At 70.1% G+C, this 21226-nt stretch carries 21 protein-coding genes and 1 tRNA gene; 13 read left to right on the plus strand and 9 right to left on the minus strand.

From position 1 onward, the window contains the following. The first annotated feature begins 176 nt into the window (after positions 1-176). From paaA to ACFY0U_RS11405, 6 genes are all read left to right on the plus strand, one after another. Positions 177-1172, plus strand: a complete 996-nt coding sequence (gene paaA, locus ACFY0U_RS11380) for a 1,2-phenylacetyl-CoA epoxidase subunit PaaA (protein WP_388633630.1) — start codon at positions 177-179, stop codon at positions 1170-1172. Further along, entirely contained in the window at positions 1169-1456 is a 288-nt protein-coding gene (gene paaB / locus ACFY0U_RS11385; RefSeq protein WP_388633633.1) for a 1,2-phenylacetyl-CoA epoxidase subunit PaaB, read from the plus strand. The genes paaA and paaB overlap by 4 nt, the downstream gene beginning before the upstream one ends. Continuing rightward, the gene (gene paaC / locus ACFY0U_RS11390; RefSeq protein ID WP_388633636.1) at positions 1453-2175 is read left to right on the plus strand and encodes a 1,2-phenylacetyl-CoA epoxidase subunit PaaC; all 723 of its coding nucleotides are present in this window, start codon (positions 1453-1455) and stop codon (positions 2173-2175) included. The genes paaB and paaC overlap by 4 nt, the downstream gene beginning before the upstream one ends. Next, a complete protein-coding gene (gene paaD, locus ACFY0U_RS11395; RefSeq protein WP_388633639.1) occupies positions 2169-2693 on the plus strand; it encodes a 1,2-phenylacetyl-CoA epoxidase subunit PaaD in 525 nt (174 codons plus the stop codon). Before paaC ends, paaD begins: the two co-directional genes overlap by 7 nt. Beyond that, positions 2693-3751, plus strand: a complete 1059-nt coding sequence (locus ACFY0U_RS11400) for a 2Fe-2S iron-sulfur cluster-binding protein (protein WP_388633641.1) — start codon at positions 2693-2695, stop codon at positions 3749-3751. Before paaD ends, ACFY0U_RS11400 begins: the two co-directional genes overlap by 1 nt. Before the next feature lie 112 nt (positions 3752-3863). Further along, positions 3864-4997: an acyl-CoA dehydrogenase family protein gene (locus ACFY0U_RS11405; protein ID WP_388633643.1), complete on the plus strand. Its 1134-nt coding sequence runs from the start codon at positions 3864-3866 to the stop codon at positions 4995-4997. A 15-nt stretch (positions 4998-5012) separates the two neighbouring features. On the opposite strand, the gene ACFY0U_RS11410 is transcribed toward ACFY0U_RS11405, so the two are convergent. The 4 genes from ACFY0U_RS11410 to ACFY0U_RS11425 form a co-directional block, all read right to left on the minus strand. Next, complete coding sequence (locus ACFY0U_RS11410; protein WP_266824702.1) at positions 5013-5360, minus strand: rhodanese-like domain-containing protein; 348 nt, start codon at positions 5358-5360, stop codon at positions 5013-5015. 233 nt (positions 5361-5593) lie between these two features. Beyond that, entirely contained in the window at positions 5594-6439 is an 846-nt protein-coding gene (locus tag ACFY0U_RS11415; RefSeq protein ID WP_388633646.1) for a hypothetical protein, read from the minus strand. Between the two features lie 344 nt (positions 6440-6783). Then, positions 6784-8244 carry a DUF2252 domain-containing protein gene (locus ACFY0U_RS11420; RefSeq protein ID WP_388633649.1) on the minus strand — a complete coding sequence of 487 codons (1461 nt, stop codon included), beginning with the start codon at positions 8242-8244 and terminating at the stop codon, positions 6784-6786. Between the two features lie 158 nt (positions 8245-8402). Continuing rightward, a complete protein-coding gene (locus ACFY0U_RS11425) occupies positions 8403-8762 on the minus strand; it encodes a winged helix-turn-helix transcriptional regulator (RefSeq protein WP_388633652.1) in 360 nt (119 codons plus the stop codon). Between the two features lie 109 nt (positions 8763-8871). On the opposite strand from ACFY0U_RS11425, the gene ACFY0U_RS11430 reads away from it, so the two are divergent. Then, positions 8872-9525 carry an FMN-dependent NADH-azoreductase gene (locus ACFY0U_RS11430; protein ID WP_388633655.1) on the plus strand — a complete coding sequence of 218 codons (654 nt, stop codon included), beginning with the start codon at positions 8872-8874 and terminating at the stop codon, positions 9523-9525. Positions 9526-9627: 102 nt separating this feature from the next. On the opposite strand, the gene ACFY0U_RS11435 is transcribed toward ACFY0U_RS11430, so the two are convergent. After that, positions 9628-9711: transfer RNA gene (locus tag ACFY0U_RS11435), tRNA-Leu, on the minus strand. A gap of 473 nt (positions 9712-10184) precedes the next feature. Here ACFY0U_RS11435 and ACFY0U_RS11440 point away from each other — a divergent pair. The 6 genes from ACFY0U_RS11440 to pknB all read left to right on the plus strand — a co-directional run bounded on the left by ACFY0U_RS11440 (position 10185) and on the right by pknB (position 18375). Then, positions 10185-11063: an FhaA domain-containing protein gene (locus tag ACFY0U_RS11440; RefSeq protein WP_388633658.1), complete on the plus strand. Its 879-nt coding sequence runs from the start codon at positions 10185-10187 to the stop codon at positions 11061-11063. Between the two features lie 10 nt (positions 11064-11073). Beyond that, positions 11074-11586, plus strand: a complete 513-nt coding sequence (locus ACFY0U_RS11445; protein WP_266824712.1) for an FHA domain-containing protein — start codon at positions 11074-11076, stop codon at positions 11584-11586. A 98-nt stretch (positions 11587-11684) separates the two neighbouring features. Continuing rightward, positions 11685-13256 (plus strand): Stp1/IreP family PP2C-type Ser/Thr phosphatase, encoded by a 1572-nt coding sequence (locus ACFY0U_RS11450; RefSeq protein ID WP_388634316.1) that lies wholly within the window; start codon positions 11685-11687, stop codon positions 13254-13256. A gap of 27 nt (positions 13257-13283) precedes the next feature. Next, positions 13284-14720: an FtsW/RodA/SpoVE family cell cycle protein gene (locus ACFY0U_RS11455; protein ID WP_388633661.1), complete on the plus strand. Its 1437-nt coding sequence runs from the start codon at positions 13284-13286 to the stop codon at positions 14718-14720. Then, positions 14717-16192 (plus strand): peptidoglycan D,D-transpeptidase FtsI family protein, encoded by a 1476-nt coding sequence (locus ACFY0U_RS11460; RefSeq protein WP_388633664.1) that lies wholly within the window; start codon positions 14717-14719, stop codon positions 16190-16192. Before ACFY0U_RS11455 ends, ACFY0U_RS11460 begins: the two co-directional genes overlap by 4 nt. Positions 16193-16362: 170 nt before the next feature. Further along, entirely contained in the window at positions 16363-18375 is a 2013-nt protein-coding gene (pknB, locus tag ACFY0U_RS11465; protein WP_388633667.1) for a Stk1 family PASTA domain-containing Ser/Thr kinase, read from the plus strand. 173 nt (positions 18376-18548) lie between these two features. Here the strand turns inward: pknB and ACFY0U_RS11470 are convergent, their stop codons facing one another. Genes ACFY0U_RS11470 through ACFY0U_RS11485 form a run of 4 tightly spaced genes read right to left on the minus strand, consistent with a single transcriptional unit; the run spans position 18549 to position 21220 of the window. Continuing rightward, positions 18549-19283 (minus strand): class E sortase, encoded by a 735-nt coding sequence (locus ACFY0U_RS11470; protein ID WP_388633670.1) that lies wholly within the window; start codon positions 19281-19283, stop codon positions 18549-18551. Between the two features lie 13 nt (positions 19284-19296). Further along, entirely contained in the window at positions 19297-20391 is a 1095-nt protein-coding gene (locus ACFY0U_RS11475) for a class E sortase (protein WP_388633672.1), read from the minus strand. Continuing rightward, on the minus strand, positions 20388-21026 hold the full coding sequence (locus tag ACFY0U_RS11480) for an aminodeoxychorismate/anthranilate synthase component II (RefSeq protein WP_388633674.1): 639 nt from the start codon (positions 21024-21026) through the stop codon (positions 20388-20390). The genes ACFY0U_RS11475 and ACFY0U_RS11480 overlap by 4 nt, the downstream gene beginning before the upstream one ends. Continuing rightward, positions 21023-21220, minus strand: coding sequence for a hypothetical protein (locus tag ACFY0U_RS11485; RefSeq protein WP_198948647.1), 198 nt, complete (start codon positions 21218-21220; stop codon positions 21023-21025). The genes ACFY0U_RS11480 and ACFY0U_RS11485 overlap by 4 nt, the downstream gene beginning before the upstream one ends. Positions 21221-21226 lie beyond the last annotated feature (6 nt).

Genomic DNA, 21226 nt, shown 5'->3' on the forward strand with positions numbered 1-21226 from the left:
GCACCCCTGCACGGCGCTCGCACGGGAACGGTACTCAGGCCCTCCCGCCCGCACAGCCCGTCGGCAGGTTATCCACAGCGGTTGACACCTTACGGCGCCCGGCACACCATGGAATCGACGAACCGAACGATCGGTCGGGAGCCTGCTCCGGCAGCGCACAGGGTCGAGGGGGCCACATGGCAACAGCAGCACAGGCGTACGACAGGGAGGACGCCGTCGACCAGGACGCCTACGAGCGCGCCTTCGACGCCGCCGTGGCCGCCGAAGAGCGCATCGAACCGCGCGACTGGATGCCCGACGCCTACCGAGCGACGCTCGTCCGCCAGATCGCCCAGCACGCCCACTCCGAGATCATCGGCATGCAGCCGGAGGCGAACTGGATCACGCGCGCGCCCTCGCTGCGCCGCAAGGCCATCCTCATGGCCAAGGTCCAGGACGAGGCCGGGCACGGCCTCTACCTCTACAGCGCGGCCGAGACCCTCGGCACGGGCCGCGACGAACTGCTGGACAAGCTCCACTCCGGCCGCCAGAAGTACTCCTCGATCTTCAACTACCCCACGCTCACCTGGGCGGACGTCGGCGCGATCGGCTGGCTCGTGGACGGCGCCGCGATCACCAACCAGGTCCCCCTGTGCCGCTGCTCCTACGGCCCGTACGCGCGCGCCATGGTCCGCATCTGCAAGGAGGAGTCCTTCCACCAGCGCCAGGGCTACGAGCTGCTGCTGGCCCTGAGCAACGGCACCCCCGAGCAGCACGCGATGGCCCAGGACGCGGTGGACCGCTGGTGGTGGCCGTCCCTGATGATGTTCGGCCCGCCCGACGACGAGTCCGCGCACTCCGCGCAGTCGATGGCCTGGAAGATCAAACGCCACTCCAACGACGAGCTGCGCCAGCGCTTCGTCGACATCTGCGTCCCCCAGGCCGAGTCGCTCGGCCTCACACTCCCCGACCCGGACCTGAAGTGGAACGAGGAGCTGGGCCGGCACGACTTCGGCCCGATCGACTGGACCGAGTTCAAGAACGTCCTCAAGGGCAACGGCCCCTGCAACGAACAGCGGATCACCCAGCGCAGGCGGGCCCACGACGAGGGCGCCTGGGTCCGCGAGGCCGCCGCGGCCTACGCCGACAAGCACAGCGGCAAGCACACCGAGACGGGAGCCACGCGCGCATGACGAACACCGACTGGCCTCTGTGGGAGGTCTTCGTACGCTCCCGCCGCGGCCTCTCGCACACCCACGCCGGCAGCCTGCACGCGCCGGACGCGGAGCTCGCCCTGCGCAACGCCCGCGACCTGTACACCCGCCGCGGCGAGGGCGTCTCGATCTGGGTCGTGCCGTCCACCGCCATCACCGCGTCCTCGCCGGACGAGAAGGACCCGTTCTTCGAACCGTCCGCCGACAAGCCCTACCGCCACCCGACCTTCTACGAGATCCCGGACGGGGTGAAGCACCTGTGACCGTCGACGCGACCACGCACGCCGCCGCTCTGGCCCTCGGCGACGACGCCCTGGTGCTCTCCCACCGCCTCGGCGAATGGGCCGGCCACGCCCCCGTCCTGGAGGAGGAGGTCGCCCTCGCCAACATCGCGCTGGACCTCCTGGGCCAGGCCCGCGTCCTGCTCTCGATGGCCGGCGACGAGGATGAACTGGCGTATCTGCGCGAGGAGCGCGCCTTCTGCAACCTCCAGCTGGTGGAGCAGCCGAACGGCGACTTCGCCCACACCATCGCCCGTCAGCTGTACTTCTCCACCTACCAGCACCTCCTGTACGCCGAACTGGCCGCGGGCGAGGGCCCCTTCGCCCCGCTCGCCGCGAAGGCCGTCAAGGAGGTCGCCTACCACCGCGACCACGCCGAGCAGTGGACCCTGCGCCTCGGCGACGGCACGGACGTCAGCCAGGAGCGGATGCGGCGGGCGTGCGAGGCGCTGTGGCGGTTCACCGGCGAGATGTTCCAGCCGGTGGCGGGGGTCGACGTCGACTGGGCCGCGCTGGAGACGGCATGGCTGGCGTCCGTCACGGACATCCTGGGCCGCGCCACCCTGAGCGTCCCCGAAGGGCCGCGCACGGGCGCGTGGACGGCCGGTGCGGGCCGGCAGGGCCTGCACACCGAGCCCTTCGGGCGGATGCTCGCCGAGATGCAGCATCTGCACCGCAGCCACCCGGGGGCGTCATGGTGACCGTGACACCGCTGGAGGCGGAACTCCTTGAGGTGGCGGGCTCGGTGCCCGACCCCGAACTGCCCGTGCTCACCCTGCGGGAGCTGGGGGTCGTGCGCGCGGTGCACGTCCACGGCGAGGACACGGCCGAGGTCGAGCTGACCCCGACGTACACCGGCTGTCCGGCGATCGAGGCGATGTCCGTGGACATCGAGCGGGTGCTGCACGCCCACGGCGTCCGCGAGGTCACCGTGCGCACGGTGCTGAGTCCCGCGTGGTCGACGGACGACATCTCGGCCGAAGGCCGCCGCAAACTGCGGGAGTTCGGCATAGCCCCGCCGCGCACGCAGCGGTCGGCGGAGCCGGTGACCGTGTCCCTGGGCCCCACCCGGACGCTCGACGCCACCGACCCCGTCCGCTGCCCGCACTGCGGATCCGCCGACACCGAGCTGCTCAGCCGTTTCTCCTCCACGGCCTGCAAGGCGCTGCGGCGCTGCCTGGACTGCCGTGAACCGTTCGACCACTTCAAGGAGTTGTGATGGCCCGCTTCCACGCGCTCCCGGTGGCGGCGGTCGACCGGCTCACCGACGACTCCGTGGCCCTCACCTTCACCGTGCCGCCGGAACTCGGCGAGGCCTACCGCTACGCACCGGGACAGCACCTCGCCCTGCGCCGCACGACCGACGGCGAGGAGATCCGGCGCACCTACTCGATCTGCTCCCCGGCACCGGACGGCGAGGCCCCTCGCCGATTGCGCGTCGGGGTACGGCTGGTGGACGGCGGAGCCTTCTCGACGTACGCCCTCAAGGAGATCGCCGTCGGCGACGAACTGGAGGTGATGACGCCCGCGGGACGCTTCACCCTCGCCCCCGCGCCCGGCCTGTACGCGGCGGTCGTCGGCGGCAGCGGCATCACCCCGGTGCTGTCGATCGTGTCGACGCTGCTGGCGCGCGAGCCGCGGGCCCGCTTCTGTCTGATCCGCAGTGACCGTACGGCCGCCTCGACGATGTTCCTGGACGAGGTCGCCGACCTGAAGGACCGCTATCCCGAGCGGTTCCAGCTGGTCACCGTGCTCTCCCGGGAGGAGCAGCAGGCCGGGCTGCCGTCCGGACGGCTCGACCGGGAGCGGCTGACGGGACTGCTGCCCGCGCTGCTGCCGGTGGCGGATGTGGCGGGCTGGTTCCTGTGCGGACCGTTCGGGCTGGTGCAGGGCGCGGAACGGGCGCTACGCGAACTCGGCGTCCCCCGCAGCCGCGTCCACGAGGAGATCTTCCACGTCGACGAAGGCGCGGCCCCGGCATCGAGAACCCCCGCGCCCGCGCACAGCACGGTGACCGCCCGGCTCGACGGCCGCGGCGGGACCTGGCCCGTCCAGGACGGCGAGTCCCTCCTCGACACGGTCCTGCGCAACCGCCCCGACGCGCCCTACGCCTGCAAGGGCGGGGTGTGCGGCACCTGCCGCGCCTTCCTCGTCTCCGGCGACGTCCGCATGGACCGCAACTTCGCGCTGGAGCCGGAGGAGACCGAGGCGGGATACGTGCTGGCGTGCCAGTCTCATCCGGCGACGGAAGCGGTGGAGCTGGACTTCGACCGGTGAGGGCACCCGGGGTGGGCTGCCCCGTTCCCTTCTTCTAGAACCTGTTCTATCTTGACGGTCCGTCAGATCGGCTCACCCGCCGATCGGCTGACGCGTCGGGAGGACTGGGACCGTGGACTTCACCTTCACCGAGGAGCAGCAGGCGGCGGCCGAGGCGGCACGGGGGGTGTTCACCGGGGTCGCGCCGGACGGCGTGCCCAGCCCCGCGCTCGCCACGGGCGCCGTCGCCGACACGTTCGACCGCGAGCTGTGGAGCAGGCTCGCCGACGCGGACCTGCTGAGCCTGCTGCTGACGGAGGAGTACGGCGGGGCCGGTCTGGACGCGGTCGCGCTGTGTCTGGTGCTGGCCGAGTCGGCGAAGGTGCTGGCGCGGGTGCCGCTGCTGGAGAGCAGCGCGGCCGCGGCGGCCGTACAGGCCCATGGCACCGAGGAGTTGAGGTCCGGCCTGCTCGCCCGGGCGGGCCGCGGCGAAGTCGTCCTGACCGTCGCCGCGAGCGGCCGTACCGGCCACGACCCCGCCGAACTCGCCGTGACGGCACGGCAGGAGGGCGCGGAGTGGGTCCTGGACGGGGTGCAGACGGCGGTGCCGTGGGCGTTCGACGCGGACCACATCGTCGTACCCGCGCACACGGCGGCCGGGCGGACCGTGCTCGCGCTGGTCGCTCCCGCCGGCGCGGGGGTCGTCCTGGCCGAGCAGTTCTCCACCTCGGGCGAGCGGCTCGGCGAACTGCGGCTGGAGTCGGCGCGGATCGCGGATCGGGGCGTCGTGGACGCGGACGGGGCGTGGGAGTCGCTACGGCATCTGCTGACCGTCGGGACGTGTGCGCAGGCACTCGGCCTGGGCCGTCAGGTGCTGCGGATGACCAGTGAGTACACCAGCAAGCGGGAGCAGTTCGGCTTCCCGGTCGCCACCTTCCAGGCCGTCGCCGTGCAGGCCGCCGACCGCTACATCGATCTGAAGGCGATGGAGGCCACGCTGTGGCAGGCGGCTTGGCGGACCGGCTCCGGAACCCAGGGCGCGCTGCCGGTCTCCGGTGAGGTCGCCGTCGCGAAGATCTGGGCCTCGGAGGGCGTACGACGGATCGTGCAGACGGCACAGCATCTGCACGGCGGGTTCGGCGCCGACGTCGACTACCCGCTGCACCGGTACCACGCCTGGGCCAAGCACCTGGAACTCTCGCTCGGCCCGGCGGCCGCCCACGAGGAGACCCTGGGCGACCTGCTGGCCGCCCACCCGCTTGCCTGACGCGCGCCCGGGGTCCTAGAGGACGAACGCCGGCGAACCGTTGTCCGTGACCATCGGGCGGCCGGCGCCGTCCCAGGCCAGCATGCCGCCGTCGATGTTCACGGCGTCGATGCCCTGCTGGACCAGGTACTGGGTCACCTGCGCGGAGCGACCGCCGACACGGCACATCACATAGGCCCGCCGACCGTCCGCCACCGCCTCGGTCACCTCACCGAACCGGGCCACGAAGTCACTCATGGGCACATGCAGCGCCCCCTCGACATGCCCCGCGGCCCACTCGTCGGCCTCACGAACATCCAGAACGAGACCGTCGGCCGGAACACCGGCGACATCGACCGAGGGCAGGGAAGCTCCGAAACTCATGGCCCGAGGCTACCTGAGCGACACCCGATCCCCATGGCCACGGGATCCACGCACACCGTGCCGACACTCGAGCCCTACGGCCGTGCGACCCGTGCCCGCCCTGCCGTCATCCGATGTCCACAGGCTGGCCCGGTGCACACGCCGGCCTGGTCCGCCCGCCCGCCCGTCATACGGCCCGCCGACCGCCCGAACAGCTCCGCCCGCTGCACACGCCCGCCCCGCACACGGCCCGTCTACTGCCCGAGCAGCTCCGCCAGCTCCCGCTCCCGCTCCGCGAGCTGCGCCAGCAGCTGCTCGGCGATCTCCTCCAGAAGCCGGTCGGGGTCGTCCGGGGCCAGCCGCAGCATCGCCCCGATCGCGCTCTCCTCCAGCTCCCGCGCGACCACGCTGAGCAGTTCCTTGCGCTGGGCGAGCCATTCGAGGCGGGCGTAGAGCTCCTCGCTCGGCGTCGGCCCCTGCTCCGGCGGCTTCGGCCCGGCGGCCCACTCCTCGGCCAGCTCCCGCAGCAGCGGCTCGTCACCGCGGGCGTAGGCGGCGTTGACCCGGGTGATGAACTCGTCGCGCCGCGACCGCTCGGTGTCGTCCTGCGCCAGGTCGGGGTGGGCCTTGCGGACCAGCTCGCGATAGAGCTTGCGGGCCTCGTCGCTGGGCCGCACCCGCTGCGGGGGCCGCACCGGCTGGTCCGTGAGCATCGCCACGGCCTCCGGGAACAGCCCGTCCCCGTCCATCCAGCCGTGGAACAGCTCCTCCACCGCCGGCATCGGCATCACCCGCGCACGGGCCTCGTCCGCCTTGCGCCGGTCCTCTGGGTCACCGGTGCGCTCGGCTCTGGCCTCGGCGATCTGCGCGTCCAGCTCGTCGAGCCGGGTGTACATCGGGCCGAGCCTCTGGTGGTGCAGCCGGGAGAAGTTCTCGACCTCGACCCGGAAGGTCTCCACCGCGATCTCGTACTCGATCAGCGCCTGCTCGGCGGCCCGCACGGCCCGCTCCAGCCGCTCCTCGGGCCGGGGCGCGCCTTCCTCGGGCACCGCCCGCGTACCGCCGGCGACACCACCCTGCTCAGCTTCCGGGGTCGTCACCCGACCAGCGTAGGCCACGGCCGGACCGGCCCCTCGGACACGGCCTCTGTCAGCCCCCACGCTCATCCGGGCAATCCGCCGCCAGTCGTGCCCGAACCGGATCTCGATCTCCTCGTCCCCCAGGCGCCGCACCCGCCGCGGCTGGAGATCCTTCACACACCGCCTGCCGGAGAACGCGTAGTGGATCGGTGGCGAAGGCACGCGCCCCCGGCGGGAGTCGCTCCGCGAGCTCGGGCAGCTTCGCGAGACAGGGCCGCGGATCGACGATCACCGTGATGTTGTCCCCGTCCCGCCCGTCGAGATCCGCGGACCTCACCGAGGACCTCCCACGGGCCGCCCGCCCCTCACACCCCCATCTCCGCCGCGAGCTTCCCCGACCGCACCGCCGCCACCAGCTCCGCGTGGTCCGCCTCCGTACGGTCGGCGTACGCCACGGCGAACGCGGCCATCGCCTCGTCCAGTTCCTCGCTCTTGCCGCAGTACCCGGCGACCAGGCGCGGGTCGGCGCTGTGCGAGTGGGCGCGGGCCAGCAGCGCCCCCGTCATACGGCCGTAGTCGTCTATCTGGTCGGCGGCGAGCGCGGCGGGGTCGACGCTGCCCTTGCGGTTGCGGAACTGCCGTACCTGGAACGGCCGTCCGTCCACCGACGTCCAGCCCAGCAGGATGTCGCTGACGACCTGCATCCGCTTCTGCCCCAGGACGACCCGGCGGCCTTCGTGCTCGACGTCGGGCGCCTCGAACCCGGCGGTCACCAGGTGCGGCAGCAGCGCCGAGGGACGGGCCTCCTTCACCTGGAGCACCAGCGGCTCACCGCGGTGGTCCAGGAGCAGCACGACGTACGAGCGCGTACCGACGCTGCCCGTACCGACGACCCGGAACGCGACGTCGTGCACCGCGTGCCGGGACAGCAGCGGAAGACGGTCCTCGGAGAGCGACTCCAGGTACTCCTCCAGGGCCCCGGCCACCGCCGCGGCCTCCGCGTCCGGCACCCGCCGCAGCACCGGAGGGGCGTCGACGAAGCGGCGTCCGCCGTCCTCGGTCTGCTCGGTCGACTTCGCCGCGAACCGTCCACTGGTGTTGGCCCGCGCCTTCTCGGAGACGCGCTGGAGCGTGCCGACGAGATCGTGGGCGTCGGTGTGGGAGACGAGCTCCTCGTCCGCGATGGCGTTCCACGCGTCCAGCACCGGGAGCCTGGCCAGCAGGCGCATGGTGCGGCGGTAGGCGCCCACCGCGCCGTGCGCCGCGCTGCGGCAGGTGTCCTCGTCCGCGCCCGCCTCCCGGCCGGCGAGCACCAGCGAGGCCGCGAGCCGCTTGAGGTCCCACTCCCAGGGGCCCTGGACCGTCTCGTCGAAGTCGTTGAGATCGATGACCAGGTCGCCGCGCGCGTCCCCGTACAGACCGAAATTGGCCGCGTGGGCGTCACCGCAGATCTGGGCGCGGATCCGGGTCATGGGGGTGCGCGCCAGGTCGTAGGCCATGAGGCCCGCCGAGCCGCGCAGGAAGGCGAAGGGGGTGGCCGCCATCCGCCCGACGCGGAGCGGGGTGAGCCCGGGGATGCGATCGCGGCTGGACTCCTTGACCGCGCTCACCGCGTCGGGCCGCGAGCCGTCCAGGTCGAGGGCGCTGTGCGCAGCGCGCGGGACCCGCTTCCGCAGCGCCTTGCCCTCCTGCTTGGGCGACCCCTGCACCGGCCACTCGGCGAAGCCCCGCGCCCGCGGCAGCCTGCGTGCCGCACCCACGGACACCTCGGCGGAGACCTCCGCCTCGGCCGCCTCCGCGGAAGCCCCCGCACCGACCTCGGTCATTCCGACCGCCTCCCCGACCACGCACGTGCCCGAACATCAACTCGTGCAGACCGTACAGCCGGTGGCCGAAACGCGTCAGACCCTGTGGACAACTCCACGGCTGTGGAAAACCGACCTCGCAGCCGGCCTCCCCAGCACCAGCCCCGCAGCCGAGCCTCTCAGCACCCACCCCCAGGCCCGGCAGGCAGATACCGCTGAGCCCACTCCTTCAGCTCCACGAACGCCGGTTCCAGCGCCGCCCCCGCCTCCGTCAGCCGGTACGACACCCGCAGCGGCGGCCCCTCGTCGACCTCGCGCACCACGAGTCCCGCGGCGGCGAGCTCGGTGAGGCGGTCGGACAGCATCCGCTCGCTGATGCCGGGAATCGCCCGGCGCAGGTCGACGAAGTACGCCGGCCCCGGGGTCAGGACGGCCACGATCGGCCCGGTCCAGCGCTTCCCCAGCAGTTGGAAGACACGGGTGATCCCGACGTCCACCTGCTTGCACGCCTCGGTGCCGTGACTCTCCTCGACCGTCATGCCCTTCAGGGTACTGCGCTCACGTATGGGGATGAAAAAAAGTAAGTCCCTGTGTTATCAATAGTCGAGTACGAACTATTAGCCACGCACCGCTCCTCAGGAGACCACCATGGCCACCCTGCTGCACATCGACTCCTCCGTGTTCCCCCACGGCGCCTCCTCGTCCCGCTCCGTCACGGACGCCTTCCGCAGGACCTGGGAGGAGCAGCACCCCGAGGGCACGGTGATCTACCGCGACCTCGCCACGGACCCCGTGCCCCACATCACCGCCGACGCCCACACCGCCGGCTTCTCCGATCCGGCCACGCACACCCCGGAGCAGACAGGCGCCTTCCACGCGCGCGTGCGGCTCATCGAGGAGCTGGAGGGGGCGGACGCCGTGCTGATCGGCGCCCCCATGTACAACTTCGCGATCCCCTCGACCCTCAAGGCCTGGCTCGACAACGTGATGCTCGTGGGCCGCACCTTCATGACCGAGGACTCGAAGATCGCCGGGACCCCGGTCACCGTCGTCGCCAGCCGCGGCGGCTCCTACGCCCCGGGCACTCCGCGCGAGGGCTTCGAGTACGTGCAGAACTACCTGCGGGCGGTCCTCGGCGACTCCCTCGCCCTGGACGTCGACTTCATCGTCCCGGAGCTGACCATGGCCCCGCACAACCCGGCGATGACCGAACTGGTCCCCCTCTACGAGGCCTCCCGCGCGCGTGCCCACCAGGACGCCGAGACCAAGGCGAAGCACCTCGCCCAGCACCTGGCCGCGTAAGCCCGCGACCGGGCCGCACCGTGTGATTGTCCTCACGGCAGGCAGCGTCGTGAGGGCAACGCAAAAGCCCCGCAGGTCTGAGACCTGCGGGGCTTTCAGCTGTGCGCGAGGGGGGAGTTGAACCCCCACGCCCTTGCGGGCACTGGAACCTGAATCCAGCGCGTCTGCCTATTCCGCCACCCGCGCATTGGGTGTGTCCTCGGGCTTTTCCCCCTTGGGGCTGGCGCCTTCCGACACCCAGAACATTAGCACGCGGGCAGGGGTGGGTTCACATCCCTTATCCAGGGGCAGCCGCTCACCAGGGCCGTAGACATCCCGCACCAACCCGCTGTCCCTCCGGCTACGTATCAACACGTGTCTGTTCACGTATCAACCTCGTACCGGTACCGCCCGTCTCCCCAGGAGCCGGTCGGGGTCCACAGTCAGGTGCGGGACACTTGTCTGCGGCCGCCTCTACGATCCTTGACAGGAGAGTCGGCCGGGGGAGTTCGAAGAGGAGCTCCACAGGGAACTTCGGAGGCGTCGACACCCGTCGACGAGGCCGACAGGGGGAACCAGCCGATTGACCGGCGCGTGGATACGATCAGTAAGCAGTACCAGGTAAGGCAGTACCCGCTCTGCGGGGTGCAGGACGGCAGCAGCTACGGAGGAGGTGCCCCATGGGAGTCCTGAAGAAGTTCGAGCAGCGCCTCGAAGGTCTGGTCAACGGCACCTTCGCCAAGGTGTTCAAGTCCGAGGTACAGCCCGTGGAGATCGCGGGAGCGCTCCAGCGCGAGTGCGACAACAACGCGACGATCTGGAACCGCGACCGCACGGTCGTCCCCAACGACTTCATCGTGGAGTTGAGCACACCGGACTTCGAGCGCCTGAGCCCGTACTCCGGCCAGCTCGGCGACGAGCTCGCCGGCATGGTGCGCGACTACGCCAAGCAGCAGCGCTACACCTTCATGGGCCCCATCAAGGTCCACCTGGAGAAGGCCGACGACCTCGACACCGGCCTGTACCGGGTGCGCAGCCGCACACTCGCCTCCTCCACCAACCAGCAGGCCCCCGGCGCCGCCGCCCCGGCCGGCCGCGGCCCGGCCCCCGGCGGCTACGGCTCCGCGTCGGCCTCGGCTCCCGCCGGAGCCCCGGGCGCCCCGCCCATGCCGGCCGCGCCGCCGCCCGGCGGACGCCCCGGCGGCTACGGATACCCGCAGCCCGCGGGCGGTCAGCGGCCCCCGGCCGCGCCCGCTCCCGCAGCCGCGGCAGGCGGACGTACCCGCCACTGGATCGAGATCAACGGCGCCCGCCATCAGATCTCCCGCGCGACGCTGGTGCTGGGCCGCAGCACCGAGGCCGACGTGCGGATCGACGACCCCGGCGTCTCCCGCCGGCACTGTGAGATCCGGACCGGAACGCCCTCGACCGTCCAGGATCTCGGATCCACCAACGGCATCGTGGTGGACGGACAGCACACCACCCGCGCTACGCTCCGCGACGGCTCGCGGATCGTCGTGGGCAACACCACCATCATTTACCGGCAAGCCGAAGGGTGAAGCGGGGGCAATGTCAGAGCTGACCCTCACGGTCATGCGGCTGGGTTTCCTGGCCGTACTGTGGCTGTTCGTGATCGTGGCCGTGCAGGTCATCCGCAGCGATCTGTTCGGTACGCGTGTCACCCAGCGCGGGGCCAGGCGAGAGGCCGCCCGGCCGCAGCAGGCCCAGCGCCAGCAGGCGCCCCCGCAGCAGCGCCAGCAGCCCGCCGCCGGCCGCCGGGGCCGTAACGCCCCCAGCAAGCTGGTCGTCAGCGAGGGCACCCTCACGGGCACCACCGTCGCGCTCCAGGGCCAGACCATCACGCTGGGCCGGGCGCACGACAGCACCATCGTGCTGGACGACGACTACGCCTCCAGCAGGCACGCCAGGATCTACCCGGACCGGGACGGCCAGTGGATCGTCGAGGACCTCGGGTCCACCAACGGCACCTACCTGGACCGGAGTCGGCTGACGACCCCCACACCGATTCCGCTGGGCGCGCCGATCCGCATCGGCAAGACCGTCATCGAGCTGCGGAAGTAGTGCTACATCATGAATAGGCGCGAGCGGAGCGAGCACGCGGAGTGGGCCCCCACCCCGGGCCCCGGCGCGCTCCCGACCGGAGGGTGGGCACCGTGCGGATGTATCCGGAGCCGACGGGCGAGGTGCGCATGAGTCTGTCACTGCGCTTCGCCGCCGGATCGCACAAAGGCATGATCCGGGAGGGCAACGAGGACTCCGGATACGCCGGTCCGCGCCTGCTCGCCATCGCCGACGGCATGGGCGGCGCCGCCGCCGGTGAGGTCGCCTCCTCCGAGGCCATCTCCACCATCGTCGCCCTCGACGACGACGTGCCGGGATCCGACGTCCTCACCTCCCTCGGCACCGCCGTCCAGCGCGCCAACGACCAACTGCGCGCCCTGGTCGAGGAGGACCCCCAACTCGAGGGCATGGGCACCACGCTCACCGCCCTGCTGTGGACCGGCCAGCGCCTCGGCCTCGTCCATGTCGGCGACTCGCGCGCGTACCTGCTCCGCGACGGCGTCCTGACCCAGATCACCCAGGACCACACCTGGGTGCAGCGCCTGGTCGACGAGGGCCGCATCACCGAGGAAGAGGCCACCACCCACCCGCAGCGCTCCCTGCTGATGCGCGCGCTGGGCAGCGGCGAGCACGTCGAGCCCGACCTCTCCATCCGCGAGGTCCGCGCCGGCGACCGCTATCTGATCTGCTCCGACGGGCTGTCCGGGGTCGTCTCCCACCAGACCCTCGAGGACACCCTCGCCAGCTACCAGGGCCCCCAGGAGACCGTGCAGGAGCTGATCCAGCTCGCGCTGCGCGGCGGCGGCCCCGACAACATCACGGTCATCGTCGCCGACGTACTGGACCTGGACACCGGGGACACCCTCGCCGGGCAGCTCTCCGACACCCCGGTCGTGGTCGGCGCGGTCGCCGAGAACCAGCAGCACCCCCTGCACGACAACGGCATCATGCAGACCCCCGCGGGCCGCGCCTCCGGGCTCGGCCGCCAGGTGCCCGGACAGGGCGGAGGCGGACAGTTCGGCCCGCCCGGCTCCGGCGACGTCACCGGCTTCATCTCCACCGACGGCTTCGGCGACTACAGCGACGAGGACTTCGTCAAGCCCCGCAAGGGGCGCAAGTGGCTGAAGAGATCCTTCTACATCGCCCTCGCGCTCGCCGTCGTCGGCGGCGGCCTCTACGGCGGCTGGCGCTGGACCCAGACCCAGTACTACGTGGCGGCCAACGACGAGCACGTGGCGCTGTACCGGGGCATCAGCCAGGACCTGGCCTGGGTCTCGCTGTCGAAGGTGGAGAAGGACCACCCCGAGATCGAACTCAAGTACCTGCCGCCGTACCAGCAGAAGCTCGTCGAGGGCACCATCGCCGAAGGCGACCTCAAGACCGCCCAGAAGAAGATCGACGAGCTCTCCCTGCAGGCCTCCGCGTGCAAGAAGCGCGCCGAGCAGCAGGCCGCCGAGAGCGAGCAGAACTCCAAGACCGGCGAGGGCGAGGCCGGAGGCACCACGGGAACCACCAAGACCTCCCTCACGTCCAAGGCCTCACCTACCCCGTCCACCACGACCTCACCGTCCCCGAACGCTTCCGCCTCCCCGACCGCGCCCACTCCCACCCCTGGCCCCACCCTCTCGGACGAAGAGAAGCAGGTCGTCGGGCAGTGCGGTACGCAGTAGGCAAGCCGTGAGAGGCCCAGTCACACGATGAGCAGTACTTCCAACACGTCGACGCACCACACGTCCACGATCGGCTCGATCGGCACACCGAGCCGACGCAACACCGAGCTCGCGCTGCTGGTGTTCGCCGTCGTCATCCCGGTGTTCGCCTACGCCAACGTAGGCCTCGCCATCAACGACGAGCTGCCCACCGGCCTGCTGGGCTACGGCCTGGGCCTCGGCCTGCTCGCGGGCGTCGGCCATCTCGTCGTACGGAAGTTCGCGCCGTACGCGGACCCGCTGCTGCTGCCGATGGCCACCCTGCTGAACGGACTCGGCCTGGTTGTCATCTGGCGTCTGGACCAGTCCAAGCGACTCAGCGCCAACTACCCCGATGCGGCCCCGCGCCAGCTGCTGTACTCGGCGCTGGGTGTCGCCCTGCTGGTGGCCGTGCTGATCTTCCTCAAGGACCACCGCGTCCTGCAGCGCTACACGTACATCTCCATGGCCGGAGCCATGCTCCTGCTCGTGCTGCCGCTGGTCCCCGGCATCAGCGCCCCCACCTACGGCGCCAAGATCTGGATCAAGATCCCCGGCCTCGGCACCCTCCAGCCCGGTGAGTTCGCGAAGATCGCCCTCGCGGTGTTCTTCGCCGGCTATCTCATGGTCAAGAGAGACGCCCTGGCCCTGGCCAGCCGTCGGTTCATGGGCCTGTACCTGCCGCGCGGACGCGACCTCGGTCCGATCCTCGTCGTCTGGGTGATGTCGATCCTCATCCTGGTCTTCGAGACCGACCTCGGTACATCCCTGCTGTTCTTCGGGATGTTCATCATCATGCTGTACGTCGCCACCGAGCGGACCAGCTGGATCGTGTTCGGTCTGCTGATGTCCGCGGCCGGCGCCGTGGGCGTCGCCTCCTTCGAGCCGCACGTCCAGCAGCGCGTCCAGGCATGGCTCGACCCCATGAACGAGTACCTGCTCAGCAGGAAGGGCATCTACGGCCACACCGAGCAGTCCATGCAGGCCCTATGGGCCTTCGGCTCCGGTGGCACCCTCGGCACCGGTCTCGGCCAGGGCAACTCCGACCTGATCGGCTTCGCCGCCAACTCCGACTTCATCCTCGCAACGTTCGGCGAGGAACTGGGCCTCGCGGGCGTCATGGCGATCCTGCTGATCTACGGCCTGATCGTCGAGCGCGGTGTGCGCACGGCCCTCGCGGCCCGCGACCCGTTCGGCAAGCTGCTGGCCATCGGCCTGTCCGGCGCCTTCGCCCTCCAGGTCTTCGTCGTGGCCGGCGGTGTCATGGGCCTCATCCCGCTGACCGGTATGACGCTGCCGTTCGTCGCCTACGGCGGTTCGTCCGTCATCGCCAACTGGGCCCTGATCGGCATCCTGTTGCGCATCAGCGACACCGCGCGCCGTCCGGCGCCCGCTCCCGCCCCCAACCCCGACGCCGAGATGACCCAGGTGGTCCGCCCGTCATGAACAAGCCCCTGCGCCGGATCGCGATCTTCTGCGGACTCCTCGTGATGGCCCTGCTCATCCGTGACAACTGGCTCCAGTACGTCAAGGCCGACGAGCTGAGGACCGACACCGACAACCGCCGGGTCGCCATCGAGCGGTACGCCACCCCGCGCGGCGACATAATCGTCGACGGCAAGGCCATCACCGGGCACAAAGAGACGACCTCCGGCGACTTCAAGTTCAAGCGCACCTACAAGGACGGCGCCATGTGGGCGCCCGTCACCGGCTTCGTCTCGCAGGCCTACGGCGCCAACCAGCTGGAGTACATCGAGGACGGCATCCTCACCGGCAACGACGACCGGCTCTTCTTCCGCAACACCCTCGACATGATCACGGGCAAGGCGAAGGAAGGCGGCAACGTCGTCACCACCCTCAACGCCGCCGCCCAGAAGGCCGCGTACGACGGCCTCAAGCAGCGCGGCAAGGGCGCGGTCGTCGCCCTCGAGCCGTCCACCGGCAAGATCCTGGCGATGGCCTCCTACCCGTCGTACGACCCCGGCACGATCGCCGGCGGCGGCGAGTCGGACCAGAAGGCCTGGGAGGCCCTGGACAAGAAGAAGAACCCCGACGACCCCATGCTCAACCGGGCCCTGCGCGAGGTCTACCCGCCCGGGTCCACCTTCAAGGTCCTCACCGCGGCGGCGGCCCTGGAGAACGGCCTGTACAGCGACGCCGACGAGAAGACGAAGTCCCCGCTGCCCTGGGTCATGACGGGCACCCGGACCGAGCTGAAGAACGAGGGCAACATCCCCTGCGAGAACGCCACCCTGCGCGTCGCCCTGCAGTGGTCCTGCAACACCGTCTTCGGCAAGATCGGCGCCGACCTCGGCAACGACAAGATGCTGGAAGAGGCCAAGAAGTTCGGCTTCACCGAGGAGCAGTTCACCCCGGTCCGCTCCAGCGCCTCCGTCTTCTCCGACAACATGGAGCCCTCGCAGGTCGCCCTGTCCTCCATCGGCCAGTTCAACACCGCCGCCACCCCGCTGCAGATGGCCATGGTCGCCTCCGCGGTCGCCAACGACGGCACCCTCATGAAGCCGTACATGGTCGACGAACTCCAGGCCAGCAATGTCGACGTCATCGAGAAGACCGACCCTGAGAAGTACAGCCAGCCGCTGTCGGCGAAGAACGCGCAGATCCTGCAGTCGATGATGGAGACGGTGGTCGAGAAGGGCACCGGTAAGACGGCCCAGATCGGCGGCGACGTCACGGTCGGCGGCAAGACGGGTACCGCCCAGCACGGCGAGAACAACAGCAAGAACCCGTACGCCTGGTTCATCTCGTACGCCAAGCTCGCCGACGGCAGCAAGCCGGTCGCCGTGGCCGTGGTCGTCGAGGACGAGAAAGCGGTCCGCGAGAACATCTCCGGCAGCGGCTTCGCGGCGCCCATCGCCAAGAGCGTGATGGAGGCGGTCATCAACTCCAACAAGTGACCCCGATCACGTCCCCTTCACATCGGTGCACGTTGCGATACCGGTCCTGTATCGGGTGACGGGCTTGGCCAGGTCACACAAAGCCAGCCGGGTACGGTAGGGCCCGGACGGCAGCCTCCGACCGCACACCAGTGCCGGTCGGGACCGACGGAGAGGGCTGGTAGGTAGCTATGGAAGAGCCGCGTCGCCTCGGCGGCCGGTACGAGCTGGGCCAGGTGCTCGGCCGTGGTGGCATGGCGGAGGTCTACCTCGCGCATGACACCCGGCTCGGCCGCACCGTGGCGGTGAAGACGCTGCGTGCGGACCTCGCGCGCGACCCGTCCTTCCAGGCCCGGTTCCGCCGGGAGGCCCAGTCGGCCGCCTCGCTCAACCATCCCGCGATCGTCGCGGTCTACGACACGGGTGAGGACTACATCGACGGGGTCTCGATCCCGTACATCGTGATGGAGTACGTCGACGGCTCCACGCTCCGTGAGCTGCTGCACTCCGGCCGCAGGCTGCTGCCGGAGCGCACCCTGGAGATGACGATCGGCATCCTCCAGGCCCTGGAGTACTCCCACCGGGCCGGCATCGTCCACCGCGACATCAAGCCGGCCAACGTCATGCTCACGCGCAACGGCCAGGTCAAGGTCATGGACTTCGGCATCGCCCGCGCCATGGGCGACTCCGGCATGACGATGACCCAGACGTCGGCCGTCATCGGCACGGCCCAGTACCTCTCGCCTGAGCAGGCGAAGGGCGAGCAGGTCGACAACCGCTCCGACCTCTACTCGACCGGCTGCCTCCTCTACGAGCTCCTGACGGTCCGCCCGCCCTTCGTGGGCGACTCCCCGGTCGCGGTGGCCTACCAGCATGTCCGCGAGGAGCCCCAGCCCCCGTCGGTCTTCGACCCCGAGCTCACGCCCGAGATGGACGCCATCGTCCTCAAGGCCCTGGTCAAGGACCCCAACTACCGCTACCAGTCCGCCGACGAGATGCGCATCGACATCGAGGCGTGCCTGGACGGCCAGCCGGTGGCGGCCACCGCGGCGATGGGCTCGGTCGGCTACGGCGCCTACCCGGACGACCAGCCGACGACAGCCCTGCGCTCCACGGACGCCGGCGCCACGTCGATGCTCCCGCCCATGAGCCCGGGCGAGCCGGGCTACGGCGGCTATGACGACCGTCCGGACCGCCGTCGCCAGCAGAAGAAGAACAACACGTCCACGATCCTGCTGGTCGTCGCGGCCGTGCTGGTGCTGATCGGCGCGATCCTGATCGGGAAGTGGGCGTTCAGCGGGAACAACGCGGCCGACGACAAGGTGGCGGTGCCGACCTTCGTCGGTGAGACGCTGAAGAGCGCCAGGACCATGGCGACGAACAGTGACCTGACGCTGGCCACCACCGAGAAGACCTGCGAGGACCAGCCCAAGGGCAACATCTGCGAGCAGGACGTCGACCCGGGCACCAAGGTCGACAAGAAGTCCACCATCAACCTTGTGGTCTCGACGGGCGCCCCGAAGGTGATCGTCCCGAGCGTCATCGGCGACCAGTTCGACGACGCCAAGGCGAAGCTCGAAGGCGACGACTACGGTCTCAAGGTCGAGAAGAAGGAGAAGGAGTCTCCGGAGGAGACAGGCTCCGTCCTCGACCAGACTCCCGTCTTCAACAAGGAAGTCGAAAAGGGCTCGACGATCACCCTCACGGTCGCCATCGAGGTCCAGAAGTCGACCGTCCCCGACGTCAGCGGCCTGACCTGCGACGAGGCCAAGGCCCGGATGACGGAGAGCAACCTCAGCGGCAACTGTGTCACCGACACGGAGACCGAGGACGACAACCTGGTCAACAAGGTCATCAGCGTCGACCCGGCGGCCGGCTCCTCGGTCGACAAGAACTCGACGGTGACGATCCACCTCGGCAAGAAGGCCGAGGACGAGCAGGTCCAGGTGCCGCAGGTGACCCAGCTGAGCGTGAAGGACGCCAAGAAGGCCCTGCAGGACGTCGGCCTGTCGGTCGGTCAGATCGGCGGCTCCTCGGACGACAACGCCATCGTCCTCACCCAGGACCCGCAACCGGGCACCCAGGTCGCCCGAGGCACCGCGGTCAACATGGTGGCCGTGGCCCAGAACAACAACGGCGGCAACAACGGCGGAGGCACCTTCTTCGGCGGCACCACCGGAACGGCTGCCCGCACCGAGGACTGACCCCTGGTCGACCCCATCTGAGGGGCTGGTCGCTTCAAAGCGACCAGCCCCTCAGTGCTTCACGGGGGGCGCAGGTCGCAAGAATCTTCCGTCCGAAGTGCGCGCGGGCGGTTACGACACCAGCAACCCGCAGGCCAGCGACGTCTCTTTGCATTCCCGTCCCGGTGACCCGGTCAGCGCAGCTCCTTGGGCAAGGTCCGCTCGCTGTCCACCTTCTCCACCCGCACCAACTCGCCCCACACCACATACCGGTACCGGGACGTGTACACCGGCGTGCAGGTCGTCAGCGTGATGTACTTGCCGGCCTTCTTCCTGCCGGACTCCTTGGGGATGGCGCCGAGCACCTTGACGTTGTACTTCGAGGTCTCCGGAAGGATCGCGTACGCCTTGTAGACGTACCACTTGTCCTTCGTCTCGAAGACGATCGGGTCGCCCTTCTCGATCTTGTCGATGTTGTGGAACTTGGCGCCGTGACCGTCCCGGTGGGCCGCGAGGGAGAAGTTGCCGTCCTTGCCGGACATCGGGAGCGTCGCCTTGACCGGGTCGGTGTAGTAACCGGCGACACCGTCGTTGAGCTGCTTGGTCGACGTGCCCTTCTCGACCAGGACCTCGCCGTTCTTCATCGCGGGGACATGCAGGAAGCCGATGCCGTTCTTGGTGTTCAGCGCACCCGGCCCCGTGTCCTGGGCCCAGTTGTCACGGACCTTGTCGGCCTGTTTGCCCGCCGCGCGGTCGGCGACGACGTTCGTCCACCACAGCGAGTAGACGACGAACAGGCCGAGGATCAGGCCCGCCGTGATGAGGAGTTCACCGAAGACACTGACCGCCGTGGCGATCGGCCCCATGCCGCGGCGGCGCGGGGCGGGGGTGGTGTCGGTGACCTCGTGCTGCTCCGCGGTCGCTGCCACTGTTCATCTGCCCTTACTGGACGAGCGCATCCGGCTTGCCCTTGCTGCGCGGCCGGTCCTCGACCATCTTGCCCCAGACGATCAACCGGTACTTGCTGGTGAACTCCGGCGTGCAGGTCGTAAGGGTGATGTAACGGCCCGGCTCGGTGAAACCCGACTGCGGAGGAACCGGATTCAGCACGCTGGTGTTGCTCGGCGCCGTCACCGGCAGCGAGGACGTCATCTTGTAGACGAAGTAGTCGTCCTGCGTCTCCACGACGATCTCGTCACCCTTGCTGAGCCTGTTGATGTACCGGAACGGCTCGCCATGAGTGTTCCGATGCCCCGCGAGCCCGAAGTTCCCGGTCTTCGCGCTCGGCATGGCCGTCTTCAGCGCGCCCTCGGAGTAGTGCCCGACCATGCCCCGGTCGAGCACCTTCTTGTTGCTGACGCCCTCCGCTATCGGCACGACCACGTCCAGCTTGGGAATGTGCAGCAGCGCGAACCCCTGCCCCGGCTCGAACTCGCCCGGCGCCCGCTTCCCGCTCGCCCACTCGTTCTGGAGCGTGCTCGCCTCCTTGCCGGCCTGGGCGTGCGCCCGCACGTTCGTCCACCACAACTGGTAGGTGACGAACAGCAGCATCAGGACGCCGGTCGTGATGAACACCTCACCGACCGCCCGGCTCGCCAGCACCGCAGGACCGGGCTTGCGCGCCCGCGCCTGCCGCCGGGCCTCGACACGGGAGAGCGGCGCAGCCGACGTCTGCTCCTCCGCCGACTCCGCGGCAGGCTTCGCTCCACCCCCATGACGCCCACCACGGCGCTTGGCGGCCTTCCTGCGGGCCGCACGGCCCCCCGCAGGGGTTCCGGGGGCTCCTGTGGCGGACGAGGCGTCAGACGCCGGTCCAGACGCCGACACGGCCCCGTCTATTCGCGTCGGCGGTGGCTCCGGTATCCGCAACGCCACCGTCTCGTCGTCGGCCGGCGGCACCCAGGGCTCATCGACCCCCGCACCGCCCCCCGCGTCGTACGACGCGCTGTCGTACCACTCCCCAAGCACACCGGCACCCTCGTACGACTGCTCCCCGTACGAGGTACCGGACTCGCGCTCGGGGCGCAGTGCGGTCACGCCGAGGCCCTGCCCACCACCGGGGCCAGCCCCGCGCTTCTCGCCACCGCACCCTGGTCGCCGCACTCCACCAGCCAGTTGGCCAGCATCCGGTGCCCGTGTTCCGTCAGCACCGACTCGGGGTGGAACTGCACACCCTCGACCGGCAGTTCACGGTGGCGCAGCCCCATGATGATCCCGTCGTGCGTCCGCGCGGTCACCTCCAGCTCGCCCGGCACCGTCTCCGGTTCAGCGGCGAGGGAGTGGTAGCGGGTCGCGGTGAAGGGGGTCGGCAGGCCCGCGAAGACGCCCTTGCCCTCGTGCTCCACCAGCGACGTCTTGCCGTGCAGCAGCTCCGGCGCCCGGTCCACGACACCGCCGTACGCCACCTGCATCGACTGCATCCCCAGGCACACGCCGAAGACGGGCACCCCGGTGGCCGCGCAGTGGCGGACCATCTCGATGCAGACGCCCGCCTCCTCCGGCGTCCCGGGGCCCGGCGACAGCAGCACACCGTCGAAGCCGTCCTGGGCGTGCGCCGTGGACACCTCGTCGTTGCGCAGCACCTCGCACTCGGCGCCCAGCTGGTACAGGTACTGCACCAGGTTGAAGACGAAGCTGTCGTAGTTGTCGACGACGAGAATCCGCGCACTCACTGGTTGTCCACCGTCACATCGTTGAAGGGCAGCAGCGGTTCGGCCCACGGGAAGACGTACTGGAACAGGACGTAGACCACAGCAAGCACCAGCACGAGTGAGATCAATGCCCTCACCCACGCGTTCCCTGGCAGATGCCGCCAGATCCAGCCGTACATGCCGTCCCTTCCGTCGCACCACGGCACCAGACTCACGCCGTA

Source organism: Streptomyces sp. NPDC001536, assembly GCF_042894505.1.
GTDB lineage: Bacteria > Actinomycetota > Actinomycetes > Streptomycetales > Streptomycetaceae > Streptomyces.

Bases quoted from the DNA above. Each gene is read 5' to 3' on its own strand.
- paaA (WP_388633630.1), top strand. From the start codon at position 177: ATGGCAACAGCAGCACAGGCGTACGACAGGGAGGACGCCGTCGACCAG.
- paaB (WP_388633633.1), top strand. From the start codon at position 1,169: ATGACGAACACCGACTGGCCTCTGTGGGAGGTCTTCGTACGCTCCCGC.
- paaD (WP_388633639.1), top strand. From the start codon at position 2,169: ATGGTGACCGTGACACCGCTGGAGGCGGAACTCCTTGAGGTGGCGGGC.
- ACFY0U_RS11400 (WP_388633641.1), top strand. From the start codon at position 2,693: ATGGCCCGCTTCCACGCGCTCCCGGTGGCGGCGGTCGACCGGCTCACC.
- ACFY0U_RS11410 (WP_266824702.1), bottom strand. From the start codon at position 5,360: ATGAGTTTCGGAGCTTCCCTGCCCTCGGTCGATGTCGCCGGTGTTCCG.
- ACFY0U_RS11420 (WP_388633649.1), bottom strand. From the start codon at position 8,244: ATGACCGAGGTCGGTGCGGGGGCTTCCGCGGAGGCGGCCGAGGCGGAG.
- ACFY0U_RS11425 (WP_388633652.1), bottom strand. From the start codon at position 8,762: ATGACGGTCGAGGAGAGTCACGGCACCGAGGCGTGCAAGCAGGTGGAC.
- ACFY0U_RS11430 (WP_388633655.1), top strand. From the start codon at position 8,872: ATGGCCACCCTGCTGCACATCGACTCCTCCGTGTTCCCCCACGGCGCC.
- ACFY0U_RS11440 (WP_388633658.1), top strand. From the start codon at position 10,185: ATGGGAGTCCTGAAGAAGTTCGAGCAGCGCCTCGAAGGTCTGGTCAAC.
- ACFY0U_RS11445 (WP_266824712.1), top strand. From the start codon at position 11,074: ATGTCAGAGCTGACCCTCACGGTCATGCGGCTGGGTTTCCTGGCCGTA.
- ACFY0U_RS11450 (WP_388634316.1), top strand. From the start codon at position 11,685: ATGTATCCGGAGCCGACGGGCGAGGTGCGCATGAGTCTGTCACTGCGC.
- ACFY0U_RS11455 (WP_388633661.1), top strand. From the start codon at position 13,284: ATGAGCAGTACTTCCAACACGTCGACGCACCACACGTCCACGATCGGC.
- ACFY0U_RS11460 (WP_388633664.1), top strand. From the start codon at position 14,717: ATGAACAAGCCCCTGCGCCGGATCGCGATCTTCTGCGGACTCCTCGTG.
- pknB (WP_388633667.1), top strand. From the start codon at position 16,363: ATGGAAGAGCCGCGTCGCCTCGGCGGCCGGTACGAGCTGGGCCAGGTG.